Source organism: Halomonas campaniensis (genome assembly GCF_002211105.1).
GTDB classification, from domain to species: Bacteria; Pseudomonadota; Gammaproteobacteria; order Pseudomonadales; family Halomonadaceae; genus Vreelandella; species Vreelandella campaniensis_A.
This window is the reverse complement of sequence record NZ_JPUA01000003.1, coordinates 223490-237906: the sequence shown is the minus strand read 5'-3', so window position 1 is coordinate 237906 and position 14417 is coordinate 223490. Positions and strand designations below refer to the sequence as shown.

The following is a 14417-nucleotide window of genomic DNA, read 5'->3' as shown; positions in this document are numbered from 1 at the left end:
CTTGTTCCTGAAGCGGTTATTCATAGCGCAGCACATCCGCCGGCTGAACTTTTGCCGCTCGCCAAGCAGGATAAAGCGTCGACAGGAACGTCAGTCCAAAGGCGGCCAATACGATATTGATCACATCGCCCCACTGCAGACGAGAAGGCAGGTCGCTAATGAAGTAGACCCCAGCATCCAAGAACTGAATGCCCAGTGTTCCTTCCACCCAGCCAATCAGATCAGCAATGGTTAGCGCCAGCAGTACACCCACGGCCACCCCCATGGCGATACCAATCAGCCCAATGGCCATGCCCTGAACAATAAAAATCCCCATAATCGAGCTCGGTTTAGCACCGATCGTACGCAGAATGGCAATATCCGCGCTTTTGTCGGTGACGACCATGACCAGCGTCGAGACGATATTAAACGCCGCTACCGCGACAATCACAGTTAACAGCAGCGCGATCATGCGCTTTTCCATCTGTATCGCTTGGAAAAGATTGCCTTGTGAGAGAGTCCAATCACTGCCGCGATACTCCGGGCCAAGCTCATTGAGAATCGCTTGGGTCTCGCTACTAGCGACAAACAGATCATCCAGCTGTAGGCGAAGCCCGCCCACCGCATCGCCAAGACGGGCAAGGGTCTGCATATCTTCGATATTGGCATAGGCCAAATTAGCGTCCAGTTCGGCACCGACGCTAAAAATTCCGCTAACAGTAAAGCGTTTTAAGCGCGGAAAGACACCGGCAGGCGTGATTGATGCTTCAGGCACCAGCAGCGTCACTCGATCGCCCACGCCAACGCCCAGGTTGCGCGCCAGCATTGAGCCCAGCACCACATGCCACTCACCGGGAACCAGATCAGTGAGCTCGCCTTGGCGCATGTGCTCACCAATGATCGACACTCGGTCTTCCCACTCCGGGTTGATACCGTTGACCATGGCCCCCTGATTACGCCCACCCACGGAGAACATACCCTGCTGTTCGACATAGGGCGCTGCGCCGATGACACGTTCGCGTTGCATCAGCTCTTCGGCTAACGTTTCCCACTCGACCATGCCCACCCGGGACTCGATTTTAGCGTGGGGCACCATGCCTAAAATACGCGTACGCAGCTCATGGTCGAAGCCGTTCATCACCGACAACACCAAAATAAGTACCGCTACCCCCAGCATTAACCCCAACATTGAGGTAAGTGAAATAAACGAAATAAAGTGGTTCCGGCGTTTAGCGCGCACGTAGCGCAGCCCCACCAGGAAAGGCAAACGATCAAGCATGGCGTCATTCCTTATCAATAAGCGCTCATGGTACGGTTTTTTTAGTCTCTCTGCATGTTCAAACGGCCATTAGAGCGGTCTGCGCCGTTAGCGTTCAGATTAAAACGTGACGCTTGCAACTTGCCCCGCCACACCCTACATTGCGCCGATTTACTGCTGACCTTGGGGCTGCACTTTTATGACGTATCGTTTGCTACCCGAATGGTATCCCCAGGATGGGATACAACTGACCTGGCCTCGCCCAGATGGCGATTGGGCGCCTCTGCTTGCGCGCATCGAAGCCACCCTCGAACGTATTGTCATTGCCACGGCGCGCTATCAGCGGGTGCTTATTTGCGTGCCCGACGAGCCCACTAAACAGCGCTTGGCCAACGTTTTTAGTGCCTGCGGGGTGCCCGCTGAACGCCTGCTGCTTATTGTCGCACCCAGCGACGACACCTGGGCACGGGATCACGGCCCGATCAGCGTGGTCGATGAAGATGGCCAGTGTGTGATGCTCGATTACATCTTCACCGGCTGGGGCGGTAAATTTCCTGCCGAGCACGATAACCGTCTCACCCAGTGGCTTGCCGATGCGGGTGCCTGGGCCTGCCCGGTGGCCTCGCGTGATCTTGTGCTGGAAGGTGGCGGTATAGAAACCGATGGCGAAGGCACCCTGCTCACCACCGAGGCATGCTTACTTAACCCCAACCGCAACCCCACTCTTTCCCGTGCAGAGGTGGAAGCGCAGTTGGGTGTAGACTTCGGGGTAGACCGGGTACTGTGGCTGGCCAACGGCCACTTAGAGGGCGACGATACCGACAGCCACATCGATACGCTGGCACGTTTCTGCAACCCAACCACCATCGCCTATGTGCGTTGCGATGACCCCAACGACCCGCACTACCCGGCCCTGGCGGCCATGGAGCAAGAGCTGCAGGCTTTCCGGCAACGCAGTGGCGAGCCCTACCGGCTTATCCCACTGCCCTGGCCACAGGCTTGCTTTGACCCGGAGGATGGCCACCGCCTGCCCGCCACCTACGCCAACTTCCTGATCATCAATCAGGCCGTACTGGTGCCTACCTACGGCGACCCGGCGGATGCCAACGCCCTGCGAGCGCTGGCGGTTGCTTTTCCCGAGCATACGCTCATCCCTATTGAGTGCGTCAGCGTTATTCGCCAACATGGCAGCTTGCACTGCTTAACCATGCAGCTTCCAAAAGGGACGCTTGCCCGGGGCACGCCTACCACGACCGCTACTTGCTAAAGGAGTCACCATGTCGACAACGCTAACCGTCGCTGTTGTGCAGCAACCCGCGTGGCCGGACAAAGCCCAAAGCCTGTCTGCCAGTGAAGCAGGCATTCGCAGTGCCGTTGAGCAAGGCGCGCAGCTGGTGCTGCTTCAAGAACTGCATGCCACCCACTATTTTTGCCAGTTTGAAGACCCTTCGCTGTTTGACCTGGCAGAGCCCCTTGACGGGCCGACTGGCCAGCACTTGGCGGCGCTCGCTAAGGAGCTGGATATTGTCCTGGTCGGTTCGCTATTTGAGCGCCGCGCACCGGGGCTCTACCACAATACCGCCGTGGTCTATGACCGCGCCAAAGGCCGCGTTGGCCAGTATCGCAAGATGCATATTCCCGATGACCCCGGGTTTTATGAGAAGTTTTACTTCACCCCAGGGGATCATGACAGCGCCCGTGGAGAAGGCTTTACCCCTATTGAAACATCGCTAGGCCGTCTCGGCGTATTGGTCTGCTGGGATCAGTGGTACCCTGAAGCCGCCCGACTGATGGCGCTGGCCGGCGCCGACCTGCTGCTCTACCCCACGGCGATCGGCTGGGATCCCAATGACGACGGGGAAGAGAAGCGCCGCCAAAAAGATGCCTGGACAGTGATTCAGCGCGCCCACGGCGTGGCCAATGGCTTGCCCGTACTGGTGGCCAACCGGGTTGGCTTTGAGGCGGATCACTCCGGGGTTGGCGATGGCATTCAGTTCTGGGGCGGCAGTTTTGTCTGCGGGCCGCAGGGAGAACTACTCGCCCATGCGGGGGAAGAGACAGAGCAGTTGGTCGTTACCCTTGATATGGCGCGCAGTGAAAATACCCGCCGCATCTGGCCTTATCTGCGTGACCGCCGTGTGGACGCTTATGAAGATCTAACCCGCCGCTACCGGGACTAGGCGTAGACTAAATGTCGCTCCTCGCTAACGTGTAAGCCGAGCTGGGCATCAATAAAAAAACGCCTGCTCTGGATAACTTCCAGGCAGGCGTTTTTCACTACTATAGCGCTTTTATGCGTTCTGGCCGGGCGCGTTACTTCCAGAAGTCACGGATCGAGGCGATCCCTTGAGCGCCCACTGCGCGGGCGTGGTTGGCATCGAAGCGCGTCATTCCACCCAGTGCAAACACCGGCATACCTGCGCGTTCGACCAGTTGCTGGAAATCATGCCAACCGAGGGGCGCAACTTCGGGATGCGATGGCGTGGTGCGTAGCGGCGACAGGCTAACAAAGTCGCATCCCAACACGGCTGCCTGGGTAAGCTGCGTTTGGTTATGCGTTGATGCCGACAGCCACTTGCTTTCAGCAATCGGACGGCGCTCCAACTGCATTAAGCGCTCACTGGTCAAATGAATACCGTCGGCGTCAATCTGATCGAGCAGCGCCGGTTCACCGTTAAGCAGCAGACGAGCACCGTGCTCACGACATAGACTCAATGCACGCTGGGCGCGGGCCAGATAAGCCGCCTCATCCAGCTGCTTGGCGCGCAGCTGTACCAGGCGAATGTTGTCTTCACGCAGTGCGCGTTCCAAAAACGCATCAAAACGCGCTTCATCCAACTCTTCCCCGGTAATTAAATACTCGGTAGGCAACCTTACCGCGCGCAGAATCGGCAAATTGGCTGCTGGGAAGGGGTAGTTGGAGAGCTCGCTCATGGGCACCCAGCGCACCGCCTGTCCCTCACGACCAAAGGGTTCACCCGCAAACTCATGCACCTGCCATACATCGAGCAGGATATGCTTGTCGGGATACTCATGGTGGACGCGAATCAAGGGCTGGGCACAGACAATCTCAACGCCGAGCTCTTCGTGCAGCTCGCGCTTTAACCCTTCAAGGCCGGTTTCATAGGGCGCCAGCTTACCGCCTGGAAACTCCCACAATCCGCCATGGTCAACGTTCGACGGCCGACGGGCGATCAGTACTTGCTGCTGATCGGCGCTGATAATGGCAGCTGCCGCGACGTGAACCCGTCGTTTTACCTTTATGCTCATAGACTCATATACTCGTTACGTCTGTATCCACTGCGCGCACCAATGCCGATGGCACCAGTGCTATCTCGCTGCGCATGACCTTTATCGCTGCCAGTTAATCCGCTGCGAGGAACGAATGACTAGCTGCGGTAATCCGCGTTGATAGACACATAGTCATGGGAGAGGTCAGAAGTCCACACCGTGGCACTCTCTTCCCCGCGCCCCAAGTTAATGCGAATGGTAATTTCTGACTGCGCCATTACGGCACTTCCCGCCGCTTCGGTGTAGCCTGCCGCACGTCCGCCCTTTTCCACCAGGCGTACATCACCTAAATCAATCACCACACGATTGACGTCAAAGTCACTCACAGGCGCTCGCCCAACGGCTGCTAAAATACGCCCCCAGTTAGCATCTGAGGCATAAAGCGCGGTTTTCACCAGCGGCGAGTGAGCCACGGTAAAAGCCACATCAAGGGCCTCTTGACGACTTTTAGCTTCACCCACCTGAAGGGTAACGAATTTCGTTGCCCCTTCTGCATCGCGAATAATCGCCTGCGCCAGCTCGGTCATCACTCGCTGTAGGGCATTACTGAAAACAGCAAGCTGCTCTTCATCGGCGATGCGTGGGCCTGTGCCGGTCGCCGCTAACATGCAGGCGTCATTGGTGGAGGTATCGCTGTCCACGGTAATGCAGTTAAACGAGCGATCGACGGTTTCACGCAGCAGACTATCCAGTAGCGGTGCTTCGATAGCGGCATCCGTCACCACAAACCCCAACATGGTCGCCATATTGGGTTTGATCATGCCCGACCCTTTAGCGATGCCGTTAATTGTCACCTGCTGGTCGCCTATTTCCAGCGTGACGGTGGCGCCTTTGGCACGGGTGTCGGTGGTTAATATACCTTGCCCCGCCTGCTCCCAGGCAGCACTGTCGCTGGACAGGCTTTCAAGCGCTGGCGCAAAGCCCGCTAATAGGCGATCCATCGGCAGCGGTTCACCAATCACGCCGGTTGAGAATGGCAGTACATCCTGTTCAGCCACGCCTACCTGCTTGGCCAGCTCGGCGCAGCTAGCTTGTGCATCGCGCAAGCCTGCTTCGCCGGTTCCCGCGTTGGCATTGCCGGTATTGATCAGCCAAAAGCGTGGCGAACGGTTTTCTGCGCGACACTGCTCTAGATGCTTTTTCGCCACGACCACGGGGGCGGCGCAGAACGCATTAAGAGTAAAGACCCCAGACACCGTCGCAGTCTCTGGGAGCTCAATCACCACCACATCACGACGATTCGGCTTTTTGATACCCGCCATTGCAACCCCCAGACGCACCCCTTGCAGGGGTGGCAGCTCTGGAAAGGGAGTGTTTCCAACCGCCATGATTCTCTCCTTTAGACAAAGACCTTTTTACAGGCTGTTCAAAAACGGTCTCAAAACGGGCGCCGCTAGCTTAGTTTTCCACAGCACTGCTTATACTTTTTACCCGAGCCACAAAAACAGGGATCGTTACGACCCACTTTCGGGCCCTCGCGACGCACAGGGCGGCCATCTATACCCGGTGCATCCTGCTCGTTTTCGGGTTGCTCTGCGGCGGGAGCGTCATGGCGGCTAGCCGCTGTGGCGGTTTCCCGCGCCAGCGCTTCGCGGCGCTGTTGCTCAAGGGCGTCCACTTCCTCAGGCTGACGAACCTGCACGTGGCTAAGAATACGCGTGACATCGGCTTTAATGTGCTCTAGCAGATGCTGGAAGAGCTCAAAGGATTCACGTTTGTACTCCTGCTTGGGGTTCTTCTGTGCATAGCCACGCAGGTGGATACCGCGACGCAGATGATCCATTGACTGAAGGTGCTCTTTCCAGCGCGTGTCCAGCACTTGCAGCATGACCTGTTTCTCAAAGCGTCGAATCAGTTTCTCGCCCGCCGCCTCGATTTTGGCCGCATAGGCTTCACGGTGCATGGTCTGCAGCCGCTCACGCAGTTGCTCTTCGCTGAAGCGCTCATCCTCGGCGGCCCATTTAACCACAGGTGCTTCAAGGTTGAACTCGGTTTTCAGGTGCGCTTCCAGGCCGGGCAGATCCCACTGTTCAGGCAGACTCTGGGGTGGCACATAGTCACTGATGGCCGTTTCCATCACCTCTTCACGAATACCGAGAACGGCATCGGCCACGTTATCCGCAGCGAGAATCTCATTGCGCTGGTCGTAGATCACCCGGCGCTGGTCGTTGGCAACGTCATCATACTCAAGCAATTGCTTACGAATATCGAAGTTACGCCCTTCGACCTTCTTCTGGGCACGTTCAACGGCGTTAGAGACCATCTTATGCTCAATGGCTTCGCCATGCTCAAGCCCCAATGCCTGCATCAGGCGCTTGACGCGGTCGGAGCCAAACAGGCGCATCAGGCTATCTTCCAGTGACAGGAAGAAGCGCGTCGAGCCAGGATCGCCCTGGCGCCCGGCACGGCCACGCAGCTGGTTGTCGATACGCCGGGACTCATGGCGCTCAGAGCCCACTACATGCAGGCCGCCAGCGGCGAGTACACCATCGTGACGCGCCTGCCACTCGGCTTTTAACGCCTCAACTTGCTCTTGGCTGGGATTTTGCAGCTTGGCGACTTCGGCCTCCCAGTTACCACCCAGAACAATATCGGTACCACGACCGGCCATGTTGGTGGCAATAGTAATCGCCCCTGGGCGGCCGGCCTGGGCAATAATCTCGGCTTCACTCTGGTGCTGCTTGGCATTCAGTACGCTGAACGTCAGGCCTGCGTCGCGCATCAGTTTGGCGAGGTATTCGGATGTTTCAATAGACGCCGTACCCACCAGTACCGGGCGCCCGGCCTCAGTCTCGGTTTTGACATCCTTGATAATCGCTTCGTACTTCTCTTCAGCGCTCAAATAGACCAGGTCGTTGAGGTCTTTACGGGCCAATGGCCGGTTGGTAGGAATCACCACTACGTCGAGACCATAAATCTGACGAAACTCAAAGGCTTCGGTATCTGCCGTACCGGTCATACCGGCGAGCTTTTCATACAGACGGAAATAGTTCTGAAAGGTTGTCGAGGCTAGCGTTTGGCTTTCCCGCTGAACCGTGACGCCCTCTTTGGCTTCGACGGCCTGATGCAAACCTTCCGACCAGCGGCGCCCCGGCATGGAACGGCCGGTATGCTCATCTACGATCACCACCTGACCTTCAGAGACGATATAGTCGACATCACGGTGATAGAGATGGCGGGCACGCAGGGCCGAGTGCATATGCTGGAGTAAGTTAAGGTTCTGCGCGGCATACAGCGACTCGCCATCGCCCAACAGCCCTTCAGCGCGCATCAGCTCTTCAACTTTATTATGCCCCTGCTCGGTTAGTTCTACCTGCTTCTGCTTCTCATCGATTAAAAAGTCACCAACAACCGTTGCCTCTTCATCTTCAATCTCTTCGCCCTTTTCAAGCTGCTGAGCGAGTTGATTAACGACTTTATAGAGATCGGTATTTTCATCCACCGCTCCAGAAATAATCAGCGGCGTACGTGCTTCATCGATCAGAATGGAGTCGACTTCATCGACAATCGCATAATGCAGACCCCGCTGAACTTTATCCTCTAACGAAAACGCCATGTTATCGCGCAGATAATCGAAGCCGAACTCGTTGTTGGTACCATAGGTAATATCGCACTGATAGGCATGACGCTTCTCTTCACTCGTCTGACCAGAGAAGATAACGCCAATGGTAAGGCCCAAAAACTCATACAGCGGGCGCATCCACTCAGCATCACGACGGGCCAGATAGTCGTTCACTGTCACCACGTGAACGCCTTTTCCTGGTAGCGCATTGAGATACACCGCCAGGGTCGCCACCAGGGTTTTACCCTCACCAGTTTTCATTTCAGCAATACGGCCACGGTGCAGGGTCATGCCGCCCACCATCTGCACATCGAAATGGCGCATGCCCATAACGCGTTTACTGGCTTCTCGTACGATGGCAAACGCGGGGGCCAGCAATGCATCAAGGGATTCACCGGCTTCTAAACGCTGACGCAGCTCAGCGGTTTTCCCTTGTAGTTCAGCATCGCTAATGGCCTCGAGCTCCGCTTCCAAGGCATTGATATGCGGCACATTCTTGTGCATGCGTTTAACATCGCGGTCATTTTTAGAACCCACGACTTTACGTAATAAATTATTAAGCATGAAATATCCAAATATTCACGTGCGTCTCAGCGGACGTTGCCCTTTCAATGCATGCTGCTTATCTGCGCAGCATGCACAAAGTAGATGTCTTAACGATAGGCTTGGCGGGAAGGCGGGCCGCGCTGGGTCAAGACATCCCGAGCCGCAACCAGCACACTCATCGGGGCTAGCCAGTGGCATAGACGCCGTACAGGCGCAAAATATTGGGGGCTTTTAGCCCAGCGTTGCTGGGCGCGGCGGCGCTTGGCTACCCAGTGGGACTGGGCGCGCAAAATGGCGGGCACCCAAAAACAGATAGTAACGCTACGTTCGCTACCACGAAATGCATCCGCAGGGCTTAAACTGGCGGGTAAAAGGCAGCTTACTAACAGGCCAGCCAGCCACCAACGCGCTAAACCGTAACGACGATGACGCCGCGGCAAAGCAGATTGAACATCAAGCGTAGGTGACATGCTGTAGACCGACTCCTGAGCGTGATAAAGTGAACTAATCAGCCATCGGCGAAGGCGGCCGACGTCATTAGTAGTGGTGCCTCAAATAGCAGCACCTAGGAATTAAGCGTATGAGTATAAAGGTTAAGCGTTCGCGCGCCCAGCCCATCGCCCGTTTGCTCTCAAAGTCGGGCGATATTAATCAATTAATGCGTCTCTCTCGGCTAATTGATCAGGCTCAACGCCACCTGCGCGCCCACCTACCCGAAGAGATGCGTGAACATATTTTTGTGGGGGGCTTTAGCGAAGGTCGCTTAACGCTGATTAGTGGCCAGGCGGGTTGGTTGACGTGGTTGCGCTTTGAACAACCACGCTTACTTGAATTACTGCATCAATTGCCCGGCTTTGAAGGGGTAAGCGGTTTTACTTTTAAAGTACGCCCTGTACGCCCTATCGTGGCGCCACCAAGAAACACACGCAGCCTGTCGTCCGATGCAGGGAAAACGCTAGCTGAGTGCGCAGAGGACACCACCCACCCTGCGCTTAAACGCGCCTTGGAGAGGCTGGCATCTCATGCCCGACCACCCAAGTGACAGCCCCGCTGCTTTCTGATTCCAGCAGGGTCACCGCTCCGGTCACTGCCCCAAAAGCATAAAGCACCGCCTAAGCGATGCTTTAATAATCAAACAACGTACTATTAGAAACCTACTGATAGAAGGCACTCGCACACTCCCAAGGCAATGCCGCATCAGGCCATTGCGGGAGCGACATAGGAGATAGGCGCCACGGCCTTTTCTTCTTCAAAGGTGACAATTTCATAGGCATCGGGTTGCGCCAGCAACTCGCGGCATAACTGATTGTTCAGCGCATGACCAGACTTCACTCCACGAAACTCGCCAATCAGGCTATAACCCAGCTGGTACAAGTCACCGATCGCATCTAATACCTTATGCTTAACAAACTCATCTTCGTAGCGTAGACCGCCTTCATTAACAATGCGGTAATCGTCAACCACAATGGCGTTATCTAAACTGCCACCTAACGCCAGATTATTAGAGCGTAAAAACTCTAAATCACGCATAAACCCAAAAGTACGTGCGCGGGAGACCTCTTTAACGAACGAGGTGGTCGAGAAGTCGATCAGCGCGGTCTGTTTCTGCTGCTCAAAAACAGGATGATCAAAGTCGATAGCAAAGGAGACCTTGAACCCTTGATGGGGTAAGAAAACCGCCTCCTTATCGCCATCAGTCACCCCTACCCGATGCTTGATGCGAATAAATTTCTTCGCAGCATCCTGCTCCAAAATACCCGCTGACTGAATCAAAAACACAAACGGGCTAGCGCTACCGTCCATAATGGGCACTTCAGGCTCGCTAACATCTACGTAAGCGTTGTCGATGCCCAACCCAGCAAAGGCTGACATCAAGTGCTCGACGGTCGCCACCTTAACCCCGTTCGACACCAGAGCAGTACAGAGCTTGGTATCTTCAACCAACTCTGCCCGGGCGGGAACGTGTACAACGGGATCCAGATCGGTTCTAACAAACACAATCCCAGTATTGGCCGGCGCCGGACGCAAAGCCAGATGGACTTTTTTGCCAGAATGCAGGCCCACTCCGGTGGCGCGAATGACGTTTTGTAGGGTGCGTTGTCTGATCATGGATAGTAGCCGAGCTCTTATGACGGTAATAACCGCAGGGGAAAAGTTATCAAACAGTGTTCACTTTAACAGCAAACGAGCGTTTTAGCCAATAAAACGCTCGCTCGCGGTTACAGTGAGCCTGATATCGAGATCAATCCGCCTGGCGGCGTAGAAACGCGGGAATGTCCAGATAGTCATCTGCTTCGGAAGCGCGACGCTTTTCAGGACGAGGCTTTGCTGCCGCTTCGGGTGCTTCAGCGCGGGCTGTTGCCTGCTGGCGCATGACCGTTGGCTGTTGCAACTTGCGGTAATCAGACGACTCCGCGGCTGAACGGCGGGCCGGCTCCCGCGCCGCTGCTTTGGGCTTTTGCCCATCTAAACCAGCAGCGACAACGGTAACGCGCAGCTCATCGGACATTTCCATATCAATGGAGGTGCCGACGACGATGGTGGCATCCGGTGAAGCAAACTCTTGAACCGTAGCGCCTACATCATTGAACTCGCCGATGGACAAGTCGGGCCCTGCGGTGATGTTGACCAGAATACCGCGAGCGCCGTGCAGATCGATATCTTCCAGCAGCGGGCTACGGATAGCCTTCTCAGCCGCTTCGCGAGCACGATTTTCACCCGTGGCACCACCGGTACCCATCATCGCCATGCCCATTTCAGACATAACGGTGCGCACATCAGCAAAGTCGACGTTGATGATACCCGGGCTGGTAATCAGCTCTGCAATACCTTGAACAGCGCCCAGCAGTACATCGTTTGCCGCACTGAAAGCCGTCAGCAATGTGGCGTTCTTGCCCAGCACGGAAAGTAGTTTTTCGTTGGGAATAGTGATCAACGAATCTACGTGTTCAGAGAGCTCTTTCATGCCCTCTTCAGCAGCGCGCATCCGCTTTGGCCCTTCAAAGGGGAAGGGACGCGTTACGACGGCAACGGTGAGAATCCCAAGCTCCTTGGCAACCTGAGCCACCACCGGCGCGCCTCCGGTTCCCGTACCGCCGCCCATACCGGCAGTGATGAAGACCATATCAGCGCCCACCAGCAATTCTGCGATGCGCTCACGATCTTCCATTGCCGCCTGGCGTCCCACCTCAGGGTTGGCACCTGCGCCTAGCCCTTTAGTGATTTCACTGCCCAGTTGCAGCACTGTTTTTGCCGATACGCGTTTAAGCGCCTGGGCATCCGTGTTGGCGCAGATAAACTCAACGCCTTCAATATTGCTTTCGACCATGTGGTTAACAGCATTGCCGCCACCGCCGCCAACGCCAACCACTTTGATGACCGCACTGCTCGAGGGTGCGTTATCTACCAATTCGAACATAAGCCCCGTCTCCTGAACCGCGCTTGCGGCCCTGTCAGAAATTTCCTTTGAACCAGCCTTTAATTCTTGCCAGCGCCGAATGGTCTTCCTTGATATCACGCCGGGAAAGCTCGTTACGGCCCTTATGGGCTGCAACGACTCCCCCGTGGCTTCTTAGACCTTGCCCATGACGCGTTTCCTGCAAGGCATAATGCAGCAGACCAACGCCCGTCGCATAGATCGGATTACACACGACGTCCGCCAAACCTCTTACGTTTTGCGGACATGCAATACGAACGGGCATATGGAAAATCTCTTCTGCCAATTCGCTAACCCCCTCCATGCGCGAGGTACCACCGGTAAGTACTATGCCGGCGGCCACCATGTCTTCATAGCCACTTCGACGCAATTCGTCTCTTACTAGCGTAAACAGCTCTTCGTAACGCGGTTCTACCACCTCGGCGAGCGCCTGACGCGATAGATCACGCGCAGGACGATCACCTACGCTAGGTACCTTGATCATTTCATCACTTGCGGCTAAATGCGTTAGCGCGCAAGCGTATTTAACTTTGATCTCTTCAGCGTGCTGCGTGGGTGTTCGCAGCGCCATGGCAATATCGTTAGTGACCTGGTCACCGGCGATAGGAATAACTGCCGTGTGGCGAATGGCGCCTTCGCTGAAAATCGCCATATCGGTGGTTCCGCCACCAATATCGACCATACAGACGCCCAGCTCACGTTCATCCTCGGTGAGCACGGCCATACTAGAGGCTAGCTGCTCTAGGATAATAGCATCAACCTCTAAACCGCAGCGGCGAACACACTTCTCAATATTCTGCACCGCGTTTAAAGCGGCTGTTACCAAGTGCACCTGCGCTTCCAAGCGCACACCGGACATGCCCAGTGGCTCACGAATGCCGCCTTGGGCATCAATCGAAAACTCCTGAGGCAGCACATGCAAGACTCGCTGACCTTCAGAAATGGCGCGAGCCCTTGCAGAGTCAATCACGCGCTCAATATCAGAGGGTGTCACTTCGCGCTCTTTTATTGCCACAACGCCATCTGAGTTCATGGAACTAATATGGCTGCCTGCTACGCCAACGTATACCGAGTGAATATCACAACCGGCCATTAACTCTGCTTCTTCAACGGCGCGCTGGATAGACTGTACCGTTGATTCGATATTGATCACCACGCCGCGCTTCATGCCACGCGAAGGGTGCGAACCAATACCTGCAATTTCAATTCCGCCATCATCGGTAGGTTGACCGACTATCGCGACGACCTTGGACGTTCCAATGTCCAGCCCGACCACCATATTGGATGCGTTGGGTGAGCCTGCCATGAGTCGGGAAATCTCCTTGCGTCATTGTTAAAAATAAATATAAATAGGGTGGCGCTTAATCCAACGCTTAACATTGAAAGCGTGCTACCCGAAATAATCAGTGATGTGTCTCAGACACTCGCTAAGTACCAACAGTCGAAATTAAAAACTATTTAACCCGCGTCTGGCCCATAGTATAGAAACAATAGTCGCAATACGACTAGTGCAAACCCACAATATTAGGCTTGGGAAGCAATTTAAAGCCGTTTATTGGCTTTTTCAACGATGGCAACCACTCACTTTTACACCTTATTTGCACCAAGTAATAGAAGAGTTACTCATCTTGCACCGCAAATTCACTTTCTCCATGCCATGCAACAGCAACGCCGTTGGGGTAGCGCAGATCAATATAGCGAATCTGCTCGGCCAGGGACGACAACTCACGCTGCCATGAGGCCGACAACCTTGCTAAGCGCACTTCATGCTGACGTCGACCCAACATCACCCAAGCGCCATCGTTTAATTGCAGCCGCCAGGCACCGCGCGGTTCTAAACGAAGTTGAGTAAGGTTCAACGATAACTGCTCAAAGTGAAGTTTTAATCGGTGGTAATAGTCCAACACTTCTTCACTGCTGCCCGCAGGGCCGGCCAGATCCGGCAAACCCGCTGGTGGCGATAAGGGCGCAAAAGCGAAAGGCTCGCCTTCAGGGTTGAGTAAAAAATCATCGTTCCAGCGCGCGACGGGCTGCTGCTCAACCAGCTCAAACACCAGTGCGTTCGGCCACTCACGGGATATCCGCACTTCGTTTAACCAGCCCACCTGCAGTGCCCGGTCACGCAATTCGCCCAAATCAGCCGACAGCCAAGTGGCATCGACCACCAGCGGCGCCAGCTGAGTGCGCAGGTAGTCGGCGCTGACATACTCCCATTCTCCGCGAATAGATACCCGCTCAATTGGACGATCCAGCCACAGCCATAGCGCCCGCCCACCGGCTCCCATCAGCAGCGCTAGCAAGATAATTCCCAACCAAGCATTACGCCTTTTCATAAGGCACTTTTT

12 protein-coding genes are annotated in these 14417 nt (G+C 55.4%); 3 read left to right on the top strand and 9 right to left on the bottom strand.

Annotation, left to right across the window (positions count from 1 at the left end; all coding sequences use genetic code 11):
• Positions 1-16: 16 nt before the first annotated feature.
• Entirely contained in the window at positions 17-1258 is a 1242-nt protein-coding gene (locus JI62_RS02315; RefSeq protein WP_088698614.1) for a lipoprotein-releasing ABC transporter permease subunit, read from the bottom strand.
• 178 nt (positions 1259-1436) lie between these two features.
• Here JI62_RS02315 and JI62_RS02310 point away from each other — a divergent pair, with 178 nt between their 5' ends.
• Together JI62_RS02310 and JI62_RS02305 are read left to right on the top strand one after the other, a co-directional pair.
• Entirely contained in the window at positions 1437-2504 is a 1068-nt protein-coding gene (locus JI62_RS02310) for an agmatine deiminase family protein (RefSeq protein ID WP_088698613.1), read from the top strand.
• A gap of 10 nt (positions 2505-2514) precedes the next feature.
• On the top strand, positions 2515-3417 hold the full coding sequence (locus JI62_RS02305; protein WP_088698612.1) for a carbon-nitrogen hydrolase: 903 nt from the start codon (positions 2515-2517) through the stop codon (positions 3415-3417).
• A gap of 133 nt (positions 3418-3550) precedes the next feature.
• Here the strand turns inward: JI62_RS02305 and JI62_RS02300 are convergent, their stop codons facing one another.
• The 4 genes from JI62_RS02300 to JI62_RS02285 all read right to left on the bottom strand — a co-directional run bounded on the left by JI62_RS02300 (position 3551) and on the right by JI62_RS02285 (position 9106).
• Entirely contained in the window at positions 3551-4507 is a 957-nt protein-coding gene (locus JI62_RS02300; protein WP_088698611.1) for a Nudix family hydrolase, read from the bottom strand.
• Between the two features lie 119 nt (positions 4508-4626).
• Positions 4627-5856: a bifunctional glutamate N-acetyltransferase/amino-acid acetyltransferase ArgJ gene (gene argJ, locus JI62_RS02295; RefSeq protein ID WP_088698610.1), complete on the bottom strand. Its 1230-nt coding sequence runs from the start codon at positions 5854-5856 to the stop codon at positions 4627-4629.
• Positions 5857-5921: 65 nt separating this feature from the next.
• Positions 5922-8654 carry a preprotein translocase subunit SecA gene (secA, locus tag JI62_RS02290; protein ID WP_088698609.1) on the bottom strand — a complete coding sequence of 911 codons (2733 nt, stop codon included), beginning with the start codon at positions 8652-8654 and terminating at the stop codon, positions 5922-5924.
• An 89-nt stretch (positions 8655-8743) separates the two neighbouring features.
• Complete coding sequence (locus JI62_RS02285; protein WP_088698608.1) at positions 8744-9106, bottom strand: hypothetical protein; 363 nt, start codon at positions 9104-9106, stop codon at positions 8744-8746.
• 110 nt (positions 9107-9216) lie between these two features.
• Between JI62_RS02285 and JI62_RS02280 the strand changes: the two genes are divergently transcribed.
• Positions 9217-9678 carry a DUF721 domain-containing protein gene (locus JI62_RS02280; protein WP_088698607.1) on the top strand — a complete coding sequence of 154 codons (462 nt, stop codon included), beginning with the start codon at positions 9217-9219 and terminating at the stop codon, positions 9676-9678.
• Positions 9679-9833: 155 nt separating this feature from the next.
• On the opposite strand, the gene lpxC is transcribed toward JI62_RS02280, so the two are convergent.
• The 4 genes from lpxC to JI62_RS02260 all read right to left on the bottom strand — a co-directional run bounded on the left by lpxC (position 9834) and on the right by JI62_RS02260 (position 14405).
• Complete coding sequence (gene lpxC / locus JI62_RS02275) at positions 9834-10745, bottom strand: UDP-3-O-acyl-N-acetylglucosamine deacetylase (protein WP_088698606.1); 912 nt, start codon at positions 10743-10745, stop codon at positions 9834-9836.
• Between the two features lie 133 nt (positions 10746-10878).
• Positions 10879-12054, bottom strand: coding sequence for a cell division protein FtsZ (gene ftsZ / locus JI62_RS02270; protein ID WP_088698605.1), 1176 nt, complete (start codon positions 12052-12054; stop codon positions 10879-10881).
• Between the two features lie 34 nt (positions 12055-12088).
• Positions 12089-13378: a cell division protein FtsA gene (gene ftsA / locus JI62_RS02265; RefSeq protein ID WP_088698604.1), complete on the bottom strand. Its 1290-nt coding sequence runs from the start codon at positions 13376-13378 to the stop codon at positions 12089-12091.
• Between the two features lie 313 nt (positions 13379-13691).
• Positions 13692-14405: a cell division protein FtsQ/DivIB gene (locus JI62_RS02260; protein WP_088698603.1), complete on the bottom strand. Its 714-nt coding sequence runs from the start codon at positions 14403-14405 to the stop codon at positions 13692-13694.
• Positions 14406-14417: the final 12 nt, after the last annotated feature.